The following is a 17,459-nucleotide window of genomic DNA, read 5'->3' as shown; positions in this document are numbered from 1 at the left end:
GCGCCGGATGGCCGGCCCGGGGCTGCGCCTGATGTCGGGCATGGGGCTGGCCGCGGTGCTGGTGCTGGGCGCGCTGGCCTGGTTGCAGTTCGACCCGGATGCCTGGTTGCCGATCGAGCATGTCGAGGTGACCGGCAATCCGCAGCATGCGGATGTCGCCGCGGTGCACGAGATGGTCCGGACCCATGCGCCGGGCTTCATCGGTGTCGAGCTCGAGCGCCTGCGCGTTGCGCTTGAGGGCCAGCCGTGGGTGGACGCGGTGCGCCTGCGGCGTCAGTGGCCGGACACCCTGGTGGTGGAGATTCACGAGCCGGTGCCGGTGGCGCAGTGGGGCGAGGACCATCTGGTCGATCGCCACGGGCGCCTGTTTGGCCCGGTGGCGCTGGATGACTGGGAGGGCCTGCCGGCACTCGCCGGGACCGACGGGCGGCAGGTGGTGCTGATGCATCGCTACCTGGAGGTCTCCGCACGCCTGGCCGATGCCGGGCTGGAGGTCGCCGGTCTCGAAGAGGGCGAACGCCACGACTGGACCATCCACCTGGCGGACGGCGTACGCGTGCTGATGGGGCGCGATGCCGATCTGGCACGACTGGGGCAACTGGTCCGCGCGGCCCCGGCGATTCGCGACTATCGCGAGGCCCCGGTGGAACGGATCGACCTGCGTTACCCCCACGGGCTGGCCGTGGCCTGGGCGGATGCGGCGGAAGACGGTGCGGGGAACGCCCGATGACACGAACGACAGGACGCAGAAAGATGATGGCAAAGAAGTCGGAACCCGGTCTGATCGTCGGCCTGGACGTCGGCACCTCGAAGATCGAGGCGGTGGTCGGGGAGCTGACCGAGGAAGGCGAGATCGAGATCATCGGCATCGGTTCCTCGCCCTCGCGCGGGTTGAAGAAGGGCGTGGTCGTGAACATCGAGTCCACCGTCCAGTCGATCCAGCGCGCGGTGGAGGAGGCCGAGCTGATGGCCGGTTGCGAGATCCACTCGGTGTATACCGGGATCGCCGGCTCGCACATCAAGAGCTACAACTCCACCGGGGTGGTCGCGATCAAGGACGGCGAGGTGGTCGCTGGCGACGTGGACCGGGTGATCGACGCCGCGCGCGCCATCGCCATCCCGGCCGACCAGCGCATCCTCCACGTGCTGCCGCAGGAATACATCATCGACGAGCAGGAGGGCATCCGCGAGCCGATCGGGATGTCCGGGGTGCGGCTGGAGGCCAAGGTGCACCTGGTGACCGGGGCGGTCTCCGCCGCGCAGAACATCGTCAAGTGCGTGGAGCGCTGCGGACTGCGGGTGGACGACATCATCCTCGAGCAGCTCGCCTCCAGTTACTCGGTCCTGAGCGAGGACGAGAAGGACCTGGGCGTGTGTCTGGTGGACGTCGGCGGTGGCACCACGGACATCGCGGTGTTTGCCCACGGCGCGATCATGCACACCGCAGTCATCCCGATCGCCGGCGATCAGGTCACCAACGACATCGCGGTCGCGCTACGCACCCCGACCCAGTACGCCGAAGAACTCAAGATCAAGTACGCCTGCGCGCTGCGCTCGCTGGCCGATCCGAGCGAGAGCATCGAGGTGCCCGGTGTCGGCGATCGTGCCGCACGCAGGTTGTCGCGCCAGACGCTCGCCTCCGTGGTCGAGCCTCGCTACGAGGAATTGTTGCAGCTGGTGCAAGCGGAACTGCGCCGCAGCGGCACCGAAGAAATGATTGCCGCCGGAGTGGTGCTCACCGGTGGCTCGTCCCGAATGGAAGGTGTGGTGGACCTCGCCGAAGAGGTCTTTCACATGCCCGTACGCCTGGGGGTGCCGCAACGCGTCACCGGGCTCCTGGATGTTGTGAAGAATCCGATCCACGCGACGGGGGTGGGGCTGTTGCTCTACGCCCGCGAGTCGCGCGCGGAGCAGGAGGCCCGGCCCGTGAGCAGCGGGTTCCAGGGCGTATGGGCGCGCATGAAGCGCTGGTTTTCCGGACAGTTCTGATGATCGGGGCCCCGGAATTTTAGGAGGCCGGACCGCTCTCCGGCCATGACGCAGGTAAACAGAAGTTTATGTACTACACACGCAACGAGAGGACGCAATCATGACGTTCGAACTGATGGACACCTATAGCCAGAACGCGACGATCAAGGTCGTCGGCGTTGGGGGCGGCGGCGGCAACGCCGTGCAGCACATGGTCAACTCGCAGCTGGAAGGCGTCGATTTCATCTGTGCCAACACCGATGCCCAGGCTCTGAAGAGCCTGGATTCCAAGACGCTGCTGCAACTGGGCGGCGACATCACCAAGGGCCTGGGGGCCGGGGCGGATCCGTCGGTCGGTCGCGAGGCTGCACTGGAGGACCGTGAACGCATCCAGGATCTGTTGCAGGGCGCCGACATGGTCTTCATCACCGCCGGCATGGGCGGTGGTACGGGTACCGGTGCCGCCCCGGTGGTGGCGCAGATCGCCAAGGAGATGAACATCCTGACGGTCGCAGTGGTCACCAAGCCGTTCCCGTTCGAGGGCAAGCGCCGCATGCAGGTCGCGATGTCCGGGATCAAGGCGCTGACCGAACAGGTCGATTCCCTGATTACCATCCCCAACGAGAAGCTGCTGACGGTGCTGGGCAAGAACACCACGTTGCTGGATGCCTTCAAGGCTGCCAACGACGTGCTGTTCGGCGCGGTGCAGGGCATCGCCGAGCTGATCACCCGTCCGGGTCTGATCAACGTCGACTTTGCCGACGTGCGCAACGTGATGCGCGAGATGGGCATGGCGATGATGGGCACCGGCACCGGCACCGGCGAGGATCGTGCGCGCGAGGCCGCCGAAGCGGCGATCGCCAGCCCCTTGCTGGAGGACATCGATATCTCCGGTGCCCGCGGCATCCTGGTGAACGTGACCGGTGGCATGGATGTCGGGATCGGCGAGTTCGAGGAAGTCGGCGAGGCGGTGAAGGCCCTGGCCTCGGAAGATGCCAATGTCGTGGTCGGGACGGTCATCGACCCCGAGATGACCGACGAGCTGCGGGTGACCCTGGTGGCCACGGGGCTTGGCGCGCCAGCGACGCAGTCCGAACGGCCGCAGGTGCGAGTGGTCGATGCCCAGCCGAAGAGGGCCGTCGGCTCCGATGTCGAAGTCGACCTCGACCAGCCGACCGTCAAGCGGCGCGGCGGTGACAACCTTGCGGTCGACTACAATCAGCAGCAAGGCATTGATGTGCTGGATATTCCGGCCTTCCTGCGTAAACAAGCCGACTGAGAACGGCTGTACATGCAGGGCGAGCGGAATCCTGCAATAATGCGGTAATCGTTGTGTGCATGAGGAGCCCGGGAGGGCCCGGGCTCCCCTTATGCGCTCTCCTGGAAGAGAGAGGCTCAATTCGTTGATCAGGCAAAGAACGCTCAAGAACAGCATTCGGGCGACCGGAGTGGGACTGCATACCGGAGAAAAGGTGGTGCTGACCCTGCGTCCGGCTCCGGTGAATACCGGGATTGTGTTCCATCGCTGCGATCTTGATCCGTCCGTGGAGATTCGCGCCTGTGCCGACAATGTCGGCGACACGCGGCTGTCCACCACGCTGGTCAATGGAGACGTCCGGGTTTCGACCGTGGAGCATTTGCTCTCGGCCATTGCCGGATTGGGAATCGACAACCTGCATGTCGATGTGAGCGCCGCCGAGGTGCCCATCATGGACGGCAGTGCCGGTCCCTTCGTGTTTCTGCTGCAGTCCGCCGGGCTGAAGGAGCAGGACGCGCCCAAGGAATTCATTCGGGTCAAGCGCAGCGTGGAAGTCCGCGAGGACGACAAGTGGGTGCGCTTTGATCCTTACGAGGGGTTCAAGGTCGGTTTCTGTATCGATTTCGAACACCCGATGTTTACCGACGGAAGCCAGCGCGCAGAGCTGGACTTCTCGTCCACCTCCTTTGTGAAGGAGGTCTCGCGTGCCCGGACCTTCGGGTTCATGCGCGACATCGAGGCCCTGCGGGCGAATCAGCTGGCGCTGGGCGGCAGCCTGGACAACGCCGTGGTCCTCGATGACTACAAGATCCTCAACGAAAACGGGCTGCGTTACGACAACGAACTGGTCAAGCACAAGATCCTCGACGTCGTCGGGGACCTGTACCTGCTCGGTCACAGCCTGATCGGTGCGTTCACTGGCCACAAGTCCGGGCATGCGCTGAACAACCAGCTGATCCGTCAGCTCCTGGCCGACGAGACCGCCTGGGAGAAGGTGACCTTCGAGGACCCGAGCGAACGCCTGCCGATCTCCTTCGGTCAGCTGGCACCGACTCCAGCGGGCTGACCTCACCCTGGAACACATGTTCCAGGGTGAGGGTAGGTCAGTCGGGCTTCGGTGACGGCCTGGCCGCCCGGGCGAGGCGTTCGAGGGCGCCGGCCAGCCCGGGGTCCTGGATGCTGCTGGCGGTATCGGCCAGGATGCGGCGGGCCGCATCCGGGATCTCGCGGCGCTCCAGTCGCGTGGTGGGCTGGGGGGGGCGTGGGGTGTTGGTCAGCCGGATACGTATCTGTTCGATACCCTCGAAGCCCGCGGCACGCAAGGTCTTGAGCAGTTCGCGCTGCTGGAAGCGCAGTTCGGTGGCCAGCCCGCGGTTCGCGCAGATTGCGACCAGGGTGTCCTCGCGCAGGGTGAACGCCAGTCGGCCAGCCTGAAGGGCGTTGCCGACCAGTCCCTCGAGGGCGCGTTCCACGCCGCGGTCGCGGCTGGAGTGCGCGGAAAAGTCGCGGGCGATGAAGCGGGTAATCCGCTGCGGCGTCATCGAGGGACTCCGGCAGTCCGCGGCGGAAGGAGTGAGAGGAATCGCATGCAGCTGATCGTACTACGTCCGGATGGTCTTTGTGCACGTCTTCCGTTGTGGGGCGTGGCGCTGGCGGGCACCCTGCTCGCGCTGCTGGTGGTGGCGGCGGTTGTGACCGCCTACCTGGCGGGGCAAAGCCAGCGCGAGGTGGTCAGGATCCCGGTCGCAAACACGCTGGATCCGATCGTGGTGGAGACGGCCGAACGCGAGGCAGCACGTGAAGGTTTGAACTACCTGGTTGACCGTGTGGTCGCGCTGGAACGCCAGCTGACGCGGGTGGATCTGCGCCTCCGCTCGGTTGGCGACTCCCTAGGGCTGGACGTGGCCGCACTGGAGCCGGAAGTTGGCGGCCAGGGCGGCCCGCTGCTGGACGGACCGGGTTCTCCGCTGGAGATCCATGACCGCTTGCTGGCGCTGGAACACCTTCTGGGTCGTCGCAGCGCCGCCGTAGAGACGGTAGGTTCCGAGCTACGCCAGGAGGCGGCTCGCGAGGCGCTGTCCCCGCAGTTTCGCCCGGTGGAGGATGACGCCTGGATTAGCTCGGCGTTTGGTTATCGCGAAGACCCGTTCACCGGGAACCGCCGCTTCCACTCGGGGATGGATTTTGCCGGGCGGCCAGGCTCGGACATCCGCGCCGCGGGCGGTGGTCTGGTCGTATTCGCGGGCCGCCGGAGCAGCTACGGCAAGCTCGTCGAGATCGCGCACGGCGGCGGCTTGAATACGCGCTACGCACACAACGCGGAAATCCTAGTCGAGCCCGGGCAGCGCGTGGAGGCTGGCGAGGTGATCGCGAAGATGGGGCGCACCGGTCGCGCGACCGATACCCACCTGCACTACGAGGTGGTCGACGCCGGCCAGGCCCTGAATCCCTATCATTTTCTCCAGGATCGGGACTGACCCTCCGCGGTCCTTCTCGGCCCCGCAGGGGCATGACCGGCTGCGCGTCTCTTGGCCACAGCGTTTCCCTGACGGATCGTTTATCCTAGCCGGGTTTCAGCCAACCCTTTCGGATCCCCATGGTCAAGCAGCTCGTACAGAAGATTTTCGGTAGTCGCAACGATCGCATCCTCAAGCGCTACACCCGCGCGGTCGAGCGCATCAATGCCCTGGCCGACTCCACCGAGGCGTTGTCGCAGGACGAGCTGCGTCACAAGACACAGGAATTCCAGCGCCGCCTGGGCGAGGGCGAGAATCTGGAGAAGCTCCTGCCGGAGGCCTTCGCGGTCTGTCGCGCGATGAGTGCCCAGGTCCTGGGGCTGCGCCACTTCGACGTCCAGTTGATCGGCGGTATGGTTCTCAACGACGGTCGCATCGCCGAGATGCGCACGGGTGAGGGCAAGACCCTGGTCGCGACCCTGCCCGCCTATCTCAATGCATTGACCGGCGACGGCGTGCATGTGGTGACGGTGAACGACTACCTGGCCCGCCGCGATGCGGCCTGGATGGGGCGGCTGTACGACGCACTGGGTCTGACGGTCGGCGTGGTGAATAGCTCCGGCGGTCTGGGGGTGGATTCCGCCTCCTATCTCTTTGACCCGGAGTACCACGCAGAAGAAGGCGGGTTCGATCAGATGCGTCCGGCGACCCGGCGCGAGGCCTATGCCGCCGATATTACCTATGGCACGAACAACGAGTTCGGCTTCGACTATCTGCGCGACAACATGGCCTTCTCGGCCGATCAGCGCGTGCAGCGCGCACTCAACTTTGCGGTGGTCGACGAGGTCGACTCCATCCTCATCGACGAGGCGCGGACCCCGCTGATCATCTCCGGCCCCAGCGGCGACAGCTCCGAGCTCTACGAGCGGCTGAACACCATCCCGGCCCAGCTGACCCGTCAGGAAGACGAAGAGAGCGAGGGTGACTACTTCGTCGACGAGAAGGCCAAGCAGGTCTTCCTCAGCGAGGAGGGTCACGAGAAGGCCGAGGAACTCCTGCGCCAGGCCGGCTTGCTGGAGGAGTACCAGACCCTGTACGACTCTGCGAGCATCGCGGTACTGCATCACCTGAATGCGGCCCTGCGTGCCCACGCGCTGTTCCACCGCGATGTCGACTACCTGGTGCGCGACAACAAGGTCCAGATCATCGACGAGTTTACCGGCCGCATCATGGGTGGCCGGCGCTGGTCGGAGGGACTGCACCAGGCGATCGAGGCCAAGGAAGGGGTTCCGATCCAGCGCGAGAACCAGACGCTGGCGTCGATCACCTTCCAGAACTATTTCCGCCTGTACGAGAAGCTCGCAGGCATGACCGGTACGGCCGATACCGAGGCCTACGAGTTCCAGACCATCTATGGTCTGGAAGTGGTCGTGATCCCCGGCAACAAGCCGCTGGTGCGCGACGACATGCAGGACCTGGTCTTCCTGACCCAGGAGGAGAAGTACACCGCCATCATCAAGGAGATCCAGTGGTGCGTGGATCGCGGTCAACCGGTCCTGGTGGGGACGGCCTCGGTGGAGAGTTCCGAGCGGCTGGCTGAAGCGCTGAAGAAGACCGGGATCTCGTTCGAGGTGCTGAACGCCAAGCAGCACGAGCGCGAGGCCGCGATCATCGCCCAGGCGGGTCGCCCGAAGGCGGTGACGCTGGCAACCAACATGGCCGGCCGTGGTACCGATATCGTGCTGGGGGGGGCGCTGGATGCCGAACTGGCCGAAGTCGACCCGGACGACAGCGCCCAGCAGGAGGCAATCCGGGCCGACTGGCAGGCCCGTCATGACGCGGTGATCGAGGCCGGTGGTCTGCACATCATTGGCTCCGAACGCCATGAGTCGCGACGGATCGACAACCAGTTGCGCGGGCGCTCCGGCCGCCAGGGTGACGCAGGCTCCAGCCGCTTCTTCCTGTCGCTGGAAGACAACCTGATGCGGGTGTTTGCATCCGAGCGTGTGCGCAGCCTGATGCAGCGCCTGGGCATGAAGGAGGGCGAGGCGATCGAGAACGCCTGGGTCTCGCGCGCCATCGAGAACGCGCAGCGCAAGGTCGAGGCGCACAACTTCGATATCCGCAAGCAGCTGCTGGAATACGACGACGTCGCCAATGACCAGCGCCGGGTGATCTACGACCAGCGTGCCGAATTGCTGACCACCGAGGACATCAGCGAAACCATCGACACCTTGGTGGAGGATGTGGTCAATGCCCTGATCAACCCGTACATGCCGCCGGGATCGATCGAGGACGAATGGGACATCCAGGGCCTGCAGCAGGCCCTGAACGGCGAGTTCGGGCTCGACCTTCCGGTCCAGCAGTGGCTGGACGACGAGGACGACCTGCACGAGGAGCCGTTGCGCGAGCGGATCATCGGGCATGCCCGCGCGCTGCTGACCCGGAAGCGCGAGCAGCTGGGTGACGAGACCATGAACCGCCTGCAGCGCGACGTGATGCTGCAGGTCCTGGACAGCCAGTGGAAGGAACACCTGGCGGCGATGGACTACCTGCGCCAGGGTATTGGGTTGCGTGGCTACGCCCAGCGCAACCCGAAGCAGGAGTACAAGAAGGAAGCCTTCGCGATGTTCCAGTCCCTGCTGGAACGCATCAAGCACGACGTGGTGAAGTTCCTGCTGCGCATGCAATTGCGCTCACCGGAGGAGGTCGAGGCATTGCAGCCGAAGAAGGCGGCCCCCGCCGAGGATGATCTGCAGTTCCAGCACCAGAACCCCGACAGCCCCCTGAAGGCTGGAGCCGAAGGTGACGCCGAGCCGCGCGAACCGGTTGCGAGCGGCGAGGCCCCCTACCGACGCGACGAGCCCAAGCTGGGCCGCAACGAGCCCTGCTGGTGTGGTTCGGGCAAGAAGTTCAAGCATTGCCACGGCAAGCTGTAGGGAGACACTGAGCCCATGGCCGTAGGATTGAACGCCCCGGAGGCGCTGCAACCGGTACCGGGGATTCGCGTGGCCGCGGTCGCGGCAGGGATTCGCTATCCCGGGCGCGACGATCTGGTGTTGATCGATGCCGGCCCCGACGCGACCGTTGCGGCGCTTTATACCAACAATGCCTTTCGCGCCGCGCCGGTCGTGGTTGCCGCGGAGCACCAGGCGGCGGGCGGGGCACGCTGGCTGCTGATCAATGCCGGTAATGCCAATGCCGGGACCGGCGCGCCCGGGCTCGCCGCCGCGCGCACCTGCTGCGAGGCCCTGGCCGCGGTTACGGGCGACCCGGCGGAGGCAGTCCTGCCCTTTTCCACCGGGGTGATTGGCGAGCCGCTGCCGGTGGAACGCATCATCGCGGCGCTGCCCGTGCTGCACGCGGGCCTGGCGCCCAATGCCTGGATGCAGGCGGGACGCGCGATCATGACCACTGACACCGTGCTCAAGGGTGTCAGCCGTCGGGTCGCACTGTCGCAGGGCGAGGTGACCCTGACCGGTATCGCCAAGGGTTCGGGGATGATCCACCCCGATATGGCGACCATGCTGGCGTTTATCGGGACCGACCTTGCCATCGAGGCGCAGGCGCTGGACGGTCTGCTGCGCGAGGCCAATCGCGACAGCTTCAACGCGATCACCGTGGACGGGGATACTTCCACAAACGACGCCGTGGTGGTGATGGCCAGTGGCGCGAGTGGGGCGGGGCTCGTCACAGCGGAGGACCGGGTCGCCTTTGCCGCGGCTCTGGACGCGGTCTGCCTGGAGCTGGCCCAGGCGATCGTCCGGGATGGCGAGGGCGCCACCAAGTTCGTGACCGTCGAGGTGGTGGGTGCGCGGTCGCGTGAGGAGGCGGCGCAGGTCGCCGAGACCGTCGCGCTGTCCCCGCTGGTCAAGACTGCGCTGTTCGCCTCCGATCCCAATTGGGGCCGCATCCTCGCGGCCGTGGGGCGCGCCGGGGTGCCGGATCTGGAGATCGAGCGCGTGGCGATCCGTGTGAATGACGTCGAGATTGTCCGCGACGGCGGGCGTGCCCCGGAATACGCCGAGGCCGACGGCCAGCGTGCCTTCGACGCCGAGGAGATCCACATCAGGATCGACCTGGGCCGGGGTGACGCGCGGACGCGCAAGTACACCTGCGACTTCTCCCACGAGTACGTGCGCATCAATGCCGAATACCGGTCCTGAGCCGGCGTCTTCCCCTCCGGTCGAGGTCGCGATCGGACTGATCCGCGACAACCAGGGTCGCGTGCTGGTTACGCGTCGCAGGGACGCGCAACACCTGGCCGGGCTGTGGGAGTTTCCCGGGGGCAAGGTCGAGAGCGGCGAATCCCCCACGGTGGCTCTGCAGCGTGAACTCGACGAGGAGCTTGGCGTCGCCGTCGATTCGGCGGTTCAGTGTCTGACGGTCGAACACGACTATGGGGAGTGCGCGGTTCGTCTGCATGTGTTCCGCGTGACGGCCTGGTCGGGTGCGCCCCGTGGCCGCGAGGCCCAGCCTATGGAGTGGCGTGCCCCGCTGGACCTGGACCCCGCGGATTTCCCGGCGGCGAATCGCCCGATGCTCAACGTCTTGCGCCTGCCCGAGCGTTATCTGATCACACCGTCACCGGACGACGCCGCGCAGGCCGCTGCCATCGCCGGCCAAGTAACCCAGGCCCTGCGTGCGGGCCAGGCTGACATGGTTCAGGTGCGTGCGCAGGACTTGGGCCGGGTCGATTATTGCGACTTTCTCGCGGCGATCACAGGGCCCGCCGATGCCCTGGGCATCCCGGTCCTGGCGAATGCGCCACCGGATTGGCTGGCGGATTTTCCGCGGGTGGGGTTGCATCTGCCCGAGCGGCGTTGGCGCGAGCTGGATGCGCGTCCGGCGTCCGGTGGCTGGGTGGCCGCCTCGGTTCACGACCGTGCCGGTCTCGAGCGGGCGGCGGCCCTGGGGCTGGATTTCGTGGTGCTGGGGCCGGTGCAGGCGACCGCAACGCACCCCGGTGCCGAGGCGCTGGGCTGGGGGCGTTTCGCGGACTGGGTGCGGGGTGCGGCGCTGCCGGTCTATGCGCTCGGCGGGATGTCTGTCGTCAGCCTGCCCCGGGCGCGGGCGGCCGGTGCGCAGGGTATTGCGGCCATTCGGGGCTTGCTGGACTGAATCCGGGCCTTCCAGGCGCCCAGGGCCCTGCCTCAGATCGCGCAGCAGCAGAGCCGGAACGGAACGTCGACATGGGCCGGTACGGGGCGTTCGCGGAAATCGCCGGGGGCGAAGAAGCGCACAGTAAAGCGCTGGCGCCCGCCGCTGATTTCCGGGTAGACCCCCAGCGCGGGGTCTACCGTTACCCGGATCAGTTGCCACGCGTGGGCGGTATCGAGATTGCGCTCGAAGTACCCGTCCTCGGCCGTCACCGGCTCCGCGTTGCCCGAGTGGCGCATGTAGCGCAGCACCTGGGCGGTTGCCTCGGCCACGGTGTTCAGCGGTTGGAACCATTCCAGAAGAAGCTCGGTACGCGCCTGATTCGGCTGGGCCAGCCAGTAGTGGTAGATCGGCAGGTCGAAGTCGAAGGCCCCGCCGGGCAGGGCCATGCGCTGGCGCACGCTGGAGAAAAACTCGCTGCCGCGCACGCGGTGATCGAGCGCGCCGGCCTGTTCCTCCAGGGCGTCGTGCAACCGCTTCTGTGCATCCATGGTCTCGCGAAAGCGATCGGCATCGATGCCCGGCTGGTTGGCCAGTCGGGTCAGGTTGACCGTCTGGCGCTCGATCTCGCCCATCAGCTCGCGCTTGATGTCTACCCGGGTGACCAAGGCATAGATGTCCACCAGCGAGACCAGGGCCTCGTGATGATCGAAGGCCCGCCCGGACTCCAGTGCATCCCCGAAGCGTGCGTTCAGGGCCTCCAGCCGCAGCAGGAGGCGTACACGTTCATGCAGCGGTTGTTCAAAGGTCAGGGATTGGCTCACGACGGACCCGTTGGGCAGGAGGACTGGAGGCGCATGCTGGTCCAGGAACTTCCGCAGTATCAGCTATTCGGGGGGCGGTTTTCCACCCGCGAGCGGATGGTGGTGGCCAGCTCGCGCAGGGCAGTGTCGCGTTCTGCTACCTGGTTCGCCAGTTCGGCATCCGACGTCTGTTCGGTATTGAGGATCTCGCTGTCCCCGCGTCGGCGGCGCTCGGCGGGGTTCATCTGGACCTCGAGGATGGCCTCTACCTCGGCGCTGCTGCGGCCATCCCGCTGGGCTACGCGTGCGATCTGTTCGCCGGGCTCGCAATGGACCACGACGACGTGATCGAAACGCGCCTCCCACCCGGCCTCGAACAGCAGGGGTACCACGATCACGGCATAGGGTGTGGTCTCTGGTAGCGCGGCGAGGCGTTGTTCGATAGCGGCCTCCACCGCCGGGTGAACCAGTGCCTCCAGGGCCTGGCGTTCGGCCGGGTCGGCAAAGATCCGGCTGCGCAAGGCGCCGCGGTCCAGGTGGCCGCGGGCATCGAGTATGCCGGGGCCAAAGCGGTCCACGATGGCCGCGTAGAGATCGTGTCCCGGCGTCTGGAGTTCGCGGTTCAGGGTGTCGGCATCCAGTACCGGTGCCCCGAGGCTGGCGAAGAGCCCTGCAACGCGACTCTTGCCGCAGCCGATCCCCCCGGTGAGTCCGACCCGCAGCATGACGTTCGCCTAAAACCCTTGCGGGAAATAGAGGGCCAGCAGTTCGTCGCCCCAGATCAAGGCGAGCCACCCGGCAGCGGCGAGATAGGGTCCGAACGGGATCGGGATGTTGCGGTCGCGCCCGCGCAGCAGGATCAGCGCGATCCCGACCACCGCGCCGACCAGTGAGGCCAGAAGCAGGATGACCGGCAGCGCCTGCCAGCCGAGCCACGCGCCCAGCGCCGCCAGCAGTTTGAAGTCACCGAAGCCCATGCCCTCCTTGCCGGTGAGCAGGCGGAAGCCGTGGAAGATCAGCCACAAGGTCAGGTAACCGGCCGCAGCACCGATCACGGCGGACTGCAGGTCGGTGAAGGTACCGGGGATGTTGACCAGCAGCCCGAGCCACAAAAGCGGCAGGGTGAGCTGATCGGGGAGTAGCGTCGTCCGGGCATCGATCCCGGAGGCGGCGATCAGTACGGCCGTGAAGACCAGCGCCAGTAGCCCGGCGCTACCGGGCCCCAGGTGCCAGACCGTTACCACGAAGAGCAGCGCGGTGAGTGCCTCCACTGCGGGATACTGCCAACTGATGCGGGTGCCACACCCGGGGCAGCGACCGCGCAGGAACAGGAAGCTGAGAATGGGCACGTTTTCCAGCGCCCGGATCGGGCGCTGGCATTGCGGGCAGCGCGAGCGCGGGCGGATCAGGTCAAAGCGCTCGCGCTCGTCGTTCGGCGCGTGCTCGAGGATCGCGCGCGCCTCGGTCTCCCACTCGCGTTCCAGCATCACCGGGAGGCGCGCGATCACCACGTTCAGGAAGCTGCCGATCAGCAGCCCGAACACCCCGGCAATCGGCAGTGCCCAGCCGCCCAGTTGGGCTCCGATCTCTGCCAGCATCCCCTAGATCACCTGACCCATCTGGAAGATGGGCAGGTACATGGCGATGACCAGGCCGCCGACCAGCACGCCGAGGACCACCATGATCAGCGGTTCCAGCAGGCTGGACAGGCTGTCCACGGCGTTGTCGACCTCTTCCTCGTAGAAATCCGCGACTTTCGACAGCATTGAATCCAGTGAGCCGGATTCCTCGCCAATCGCGACCATCTGCACCACCATGTTGGGGAACACGGCGGTATTGCGCATGGACCACTGCAATTGGCCGCCGGCCTCCGTCTCGTCGCGCATGCGCAGGGTGGCTTCTCGGTAGACGGCGTTGCCGGTGGCGCCGGAGACCGAGGTCAGGGCATCCACCAGCGGGACCCCGGCGGAGAACATGGTCGACAGCGTTCGCGCAAAGCGGGCGATGGCGGCCTTGCGCAGGATCGGGCCGAAAGCCGGGGCCTTGAGGACCATAATGTCGAGGAAACGGGCGAAGCGTGGCAGCCGCCGCCGGGCCTGAACGAAGACGAACCCGATGGCGACCATGACCCCGAGGATGGCCCACCACCAGCTCTGGGTGAACTCCGAGAGGTCCACCACCATGCGGGTGAATACCGGGAGGTCGGCACCGAACCCGGTAAACAGGGCCTCGAACTGCGGGACCACGTAGATCAGCAGGATCGCGGTCACCACGATGGCGACCACAACCACTGCGGCCGGATAGAACAGGGCCTTCTTGATCTTGCCCTTCAGGGCCTCGGTCTTTTCCTTGTAGGTGGCGACCTTGTCCAGCAGGGTCTCGAGTGTTCCCGCCTGCTCGCCGGCCTCGACCAGATTAGTGACCAGGTCGTCGAAATGTCTCGGGTGCTTGGACAGGGCCTGGGCAAACGTCTCGCCGCCCTCGACGTCTGCCTTCAGTTTCAGGACCAGATCGCGCATCGCGGGCTTCTCGTTCCCGCGGCCGACGATCTCGAAGGCCTGCACCAGGGGCACGCCGGACTCCAGCATCGTGGTCATCTGGCGCAGGAAGTAGGCGATGTCCGCGGGGACGACCTTCTTTTTTCCACCGGAGAGAAGCGACTTTGGCTTCTTGCGGATCTTGATGACGTTGATGCCGTTCTTGCGCAGCTCGGCACGGGCCGTGGCCTCGTTGTCGGCCGGAGTCTCGCCCTTGATCCGGGCGCCGTTCTTGTTCAGTCCTTCCCAGGTGTAGATCGTCCCGGAGTCGGCCATCCCCCTGTCCCCCTGTAGCTGGTGACCCGTGCCGGTTGCGGCACTAGTCCTTGGTCACGCGATTGACTTCCTCGAGGCTGGTCAGCCCCGCCATTACTTTCACGAGGCCGGCGCGTCGCAGGTCCTCGATGCCTTCCTTTTCTGCTTGTTCTGCGAGCTGCATGGAGTTGTAGCCCTCCAGGATGCCGCGCTGCATGTCGTCGCTGATGGGCATGACCTGGTAGATCCCCAGCCGGCCCTTGTAGCCGTTGGTGCATTGGTCGCAGCCCACCGCGCGATAGGAGACCACACCGGTCTGGATGTCGGCGTCGGTAAAGCCTTCCTTGCGCAGCGCCTCTTCCGGGAGCTTTTCCGGTTCCTTGCAGTTCGGGCACAACCGCCGCGCCAGCCGCTGGGCAATGATCAGCAGGATCGAGGAGGCGATGTTATACGGTGGGACGCCCATGTTGGCTAGACGGGTGAGCGTCTGCGGGGCGTCGTTGGTATGCAGCGTGGAAAGCACAAGGTGACCGGTCTGGGCCGCCTTGATGGAGATCTCGGCGGTTTCCAGGTCGCGGATTTCCCCGACCATGATCACGTCCGGGTCCTGGCGCAGGAACGCGCGCAGCGCGCTGGCAAAGGTCAGACCCACCTTCGGGTTGATGTTGACCTGGTTGACCCCGGGCATGTTGATTTCCGACGGGTCTTCCGCAGTGGAGATGTTGCGGTCGGCGGTGTTCAGGATGCCGAGCCCGGTGTACAGCGACACGGTCTTCCCCGACCCGGTGGGGCCGGTGACCAGGATCATGCCGTACGGGCGGCTGAGCGCCTTGAGGTAGGCTTCCTTCTGATGTTCCTCGTACCCCAGCTGGTCGATGCCCATCGCCGCGCTGCTGGGATCGAGGATACGCATCACGATCTTCTCGCCGTAAAGCGTCGGCAGGGACGAGACACGAAAATCGATCGCGCGTGTACGTGACAGTTTAAGCTTGATGCGCCCGTCCTGCGGCACGCGGCGTTCGGCGATGTCCATGCGCGACATCACCTTGACGCGCGCAGTGATGCGCGGCGCAAGGGCATTGGGTGGGTGAGCGACCTCGTGCAGCACCCCGTCAATGCGGAAGCGCACGCGGAAGTCCTTCTCGAAGGGCTCGAGGTGGATATCCGACGCCTTGCGATTGATGGCGTCCATCAGGACCTTGTTGACGAAACGCACCACCGGGGCGTCATCCGCGCCCTCGGCGGTGTCGGAGGAATCCTTGTCATCCTCCCCGCCGGATTCGATGGCCAGCCCGTCGAGGCCGTCGTCGCCAAGGTCGTCCATCAGCGACGAGGCGGCACTCAGTGCCGTGTCGATCAGGCGGTCGAGCTTGTGTGGCTCGACTAGGACGGCCTCGACGGGCATGCCGGTGGCGAACTTGAACTCGTCGGTGGCGCCGAGGTTGGTCGGGTCGGAGACGCCGATGTAGAGGCGATTGCCGCGTGCCATCAGTGGCAGGGCATGGTGCTTCTGGATCAGCTTCTCGTTGAGGTGATCCTTGGGCAGCAGTTCCGCATCGAAGCTCCCCAGGTCGAATACCGGGAGCCCGAACTCCTCGGCGGCGGCCTCGACCAGGCGGACTTCCGCCACCTGGCCCTTGCTGGCAAGCAGGGTCATCAGCGGCGTCTGCTGGGACTGGGCTTCCTCGACCAGCTGGGAGGCGATGTCCTCCGCGATCAGGCCGGCCTCGACCAGGCGCTTCGCCAGCCCGGGTAGCCGCGGTGCCGTAGTGGTATTCGCCATGGGCCTCTGCGTATACAAACCTAGTGATGGGCCACACTCTACGTGCGTCCGCGGCGGAAGGGAAACGCGCTGCCAGGCAGCCGAGAGCCCCTTGCTGAGCTCCGATCATAGGAATCAACCCTGCAAATGACAAGGCTGTGGTTCGCCCCCTTGAGGGGTAATTCAGCGGGTGCTTGACGCTGTGCTTCGCGCTGGTTCAGAATACGCGGCTTGATCGAGGAGGGATACCCAAGCGGTCAACGGGGGCAGACTGTAAATCTGCTGGCTCAGCCTTCGGAGGTTCGAATCCTCCTCCCTCCACCATCGGGTTTTTCAAGCCAGCGGCCAGAAGCGGACGGTGGTGCGGCAAGCCAGGGTTCTGCGGGTGTAGTTCAATGGTAGAACCTCAGCCTTCCAAGCTGATGATGTGGGTTCGATCCCCATCACCCGCTCCAGATTTGGCCCGCACGATGTCGGGCGAGGCCCTGGCGGTAGTTCGGCTCATGTAGCTCAGTCGGTAGAGCACTTCCTTGGTAAGGAAGAGGTCACCGGTTCGAATCCGGTCATGAGCTCCATATTAATGTCAGCGTACAACCTGCGTCGCTGTTGAGTTTTAGCGTCACGATCCGGGGAAGCGAGAGATGTCCAAGGAAAAGTTCGAGCGTAAGAAGCCGCATGTGAATGTGGGTACGATTGGTCATGTGGACCATGGGAAAACGACGCTGACGGCGGCGATGACGGCGGTGCTGGGCAAGAAGTACGGTAGTGAAGCCCGTGCATTTGACCAGATCGACAACGCGCCGGAAGAGAAGGCGCGCGGTATTACGATTGCGACCGCGCACGTCGAGTACGAATCCGACCTTCGTCACTATGCGCACGTCGATTGCCCCGGTCACGCGGACTACGTGAAGAACATGATCACGGGTGCGGCGCAGATGGATGGCGCGATCCTGGTGGTTTCGGCGGCCGATGGCCCGATGCCGCAGACCCGCGAGCACATCCTGCTGGCGCGTCAGGTCGGTGTTCCGTACATCGTGGTGTTCCTGAACAAGGCCGACATGGTCGATGATCCGGAGCTGCTGGAGCTGGTCGAGATGGAAGTACGCGACCTGCTGTCCTCGTACGATTTCCCGGGTGACGACACCCCGGTCATCACCGGTTCCGCGCTGAAGGCGCTGGAAGGTGACGAGAGCGAAGTAGGCGCCCCGGCGATCTACAAGCTGGTCGAGGCGATGGACACCTGGATTCCGGAGCCGGAGCGTGCCGTGGACGGCGCGTACCTGATGCCGGTGGAAGACGTGTTCTCGATCTCCGGTCGCG

General features: G+C 65.6%; 15 protein-coding genes and 3 tRNA genes. 12 read left to right on the top strand and 6 right to left on the bottom strand.

Annotation, left to right across the window (positions count from 1 at the left end):
- The first annotated feature begins 7 nt into the window (after positions 1–7).
- The 4 genes from F618_RS0107020 to lpxC all read left to right on the top strand — a co-directional run bounded on the left by F618_RS0107020 (position 8) and on the right by lpxC (position 4,292).
- A complete protein-coding gene (locus F618_RS0107020) occupies positions 8–730 on the top strand; it encodes a cell division protein FtsQ/DivIB (RefSeq protein WP_018168224.1) in 723 nt (240 codons plus the stop codon).
- 23 nt (positions 731–753) lie between these two features.
- The gene (ftsA, locus tag F618_RS0107015; RefSeq protein WP_018168223.1) at positions 754–1,989 is read left to right on the top strand and encodes a cell division protein FtsA; all 1,236 of its coding nucleotides are present in this window, start codon (positions 754–756) and stop codon (positions 1,987–1,989) included.
- Between the two features lie 100 nt (positions 1,990–2,089).
- A complete protein-coding gene (ftsZ, locus tag F618_RS0107010) occupies positions 2,090–3,247 on the top strand; it encodes a cell division protein FtsZ (RefSeq protein ID WP_018144460.1) in 1,158 nt (385 codons plus the stop codon).
- Between the two features lie 124 nt (positions 3,248–3,371).
- The gene (gene lpxC, locus F618_RS0107005; RefSeq protein ID WP_231362625.1) at positions 3,372–4,292 is read left to right on the top strand and encodes a UDP-3-O-acyl-N-acetylglucosamine deacetylase; all 921 of its coding nucleotides are present in this window, start codon (positions 3,372–3,374) and stop codon (positions 4,290–4,292) included.
- Positions 4,293–4,329: 37 nt separating this feature from the next.
- Here the strand turns inward: lpxC and F618_RS0107000 are convergent, their stop codons facing one another.
- A complete protein-coding gene (locus F618_RS0107000; protein ID WP_018939028.1) occupies positions 4,330–4,767 on the bottom strand; it encodes a DciA family protein in 438 nt (145 codons plus the stop codon).
- 45 nt (positions 4,768–4,812) lie between these two features.
- On the opposite strand from F618_RS0107000, the gene F618_RS0106995 reads away from it, so the two are divergent.
- The 4 genes from F618_RS0106995 to F618_RS0106980 all read left to right on the top strand — a co-directional run bounded on the left by F618_RS0106995 (position 4,813) and on the right by F618_RS0106980 (position 10,803).
- On the top strand, positions 4,813–5,703 hold the full coding sequence (locus tag F618_RS0106995) for a M23 family metallopeptidase (protein WP_018168221.1): 891 nt from the start codon (positions 4,813–4,815) through the stop codon (positions 5,701–5,703).
- Between the two features lie 119 nt (positions 5,704–5,822).
- On the top strand, positions 5,823–8,621 hold the full coding sequence (gene secA / locus F618_RS0106990) for a preprotein translocase subunit SecA (protein WP_019568155.1): 2,799 nt from the start codon (positions 5,823–5,825) through the stop codon (positions 8,619–8,621).
- Positions 8,622–8,636: 15 nt separating this feature from the next.
- Complete coding sequence (gene argJ / locus F618_RS0106985; RefSeq protein ID WP_019568154.1) at positions 8,637–9,848, top strand: bifunctional glutamate N-acetyltransferase/amino-acid acetyltransferase ArgJ; 1,212 nt, start codon at positions 8,637–8,639, stop codon at positions 9,846–9,848.
- Positions 9,829–10,803 carry a Nudix family hydrolase gene (locus F618_RS0106980; protein WP_019568153.1) on the top strand — a complete coding sequence of 325 codons (975 nt, stop codon included), beginning with the start codon at positions 9,829–9,831 and terminating at the stop codon, positions 10,801–10,803. The genes argJ and F618_RS0106980 overlap by 20 nt, the downstream gene beginning before the upstream one ends.
- A 32-nt stretch (positions 10,804–10,835) precedes the next feature.
- Here F618_RS0106980 and zapD read toward each other — a convergent pair whose 3' ends face one another.
- Genes zapD through pilB form a run of 5 tightly spaced genes read right to left on the bottom strand, consistent with a single transcriptional unit; the run spans position 10,836 to position 16,160 of the window.
- A complete protein-coding gene (gene zapD, locus F618_RS0106975) occupies positions 10,836–11,606 on the bottom strand; it encodes a cell division protein ZapD (RefSeq protein ID WP_018939032.1) in 771 nt (256 codons plus the stop codon).
- 59 nt (positions 11,607–11,665) lie between these two features.
- Positions 11,666–12,310 (bottom strand): dephospho-CoA kinase, encoded by a 645-nt coding sequence (gene coaE, locus F618_RS0106970; protein WP_019568152.1) that lies wholly within the window; start codon positions 12,308–12,310, stop codon positions 11,666–11,668.
- A gap of 9 nt (positions 12,311–12,319) precedes the next feature.
- Positions 12,320–13,183, bottom strand: a complete 864-nt coding sequence (locus F618_RS0106965; protein ID WP_019563202.1) for an A24 family peptidase — start codon at positions 13,181–13,183, stop codon at positions 12,320–12,322.
- 3 nt (positions 13,184–13,186) lie between these two features.
- On the bottom strand, positions 13,187–14,398 hold the full coding sequence (locus tag F618_RS0106960) for a type II secretion system F family protein (RefSeq protein ID WP_018144450.1): 1,212 nt from the start codon (positions 14,396–14,398) through the stop codon (positions 13,187–13,189).
- A gap of 43 nt (positions 14,399–14,441) precedes the next feature.
- Positions 14,442–16,160: a type IV-A pilus assembly ATPase PilB gene (pilB, locus tag F618_RS0106955; protein WP_019568151.1), complete on the bottom strand. Its 1,719-nt coding sequence runs from the start codon at positions 16,158–16,160 to the stop codon at positions 14,442–14,444.
- Between the two features lie 218 nt (positions 16,161–16,378).
- On the opposite strand from pilB, the gene F618_RS0106950 reads away from it, so the two are divergent.
- The 4 genes from F618_RS0106950 to F618_RS0106935 form a co-directional block, all read left to right on the top strand.
- Positions 16,379–16,463 (top strand) — tRNA-Tyr (locus tag F618_RS0106950).
- A 57-nt stretch (positions 16,464–16,520) separates the two neighbouring features.
- Positions 16,521–16,594 (top strand) — tRNA-Gly (locus F618_RS0106945).
- Positions 16,595–16,638: 44 nt separating this feature from the next.
- Positions 16,639–16,714 (top strand) — tRNA-Thr (locus F618_RS0106940).
- 66 nt (positions 16,715–16,780) lie between these two features.
- Positions 16,781–17,459: GTP-binding protein (locus tag F618_RS0106935; protein WP_019568150.1), on the top strand; the 679-nt coding region annotated here is incomplete at its 3' end.

Origin of the sequence: Thioalkalivibrio sp. ALMg13-2 (assembly GCF_000381185.1) — a bacterium.
Classification (GTDB): Bacteria; Pseudomonadota; Gammaproteobacteria; order Ectothiorhodospirales; family Ectothiorhodospiraceae; genus Thioalkalivibrio; species Thioalkalivibrio versutus.
This window is presented reverse-complemented; position numbering and strand designations above follow the sequence as displayed.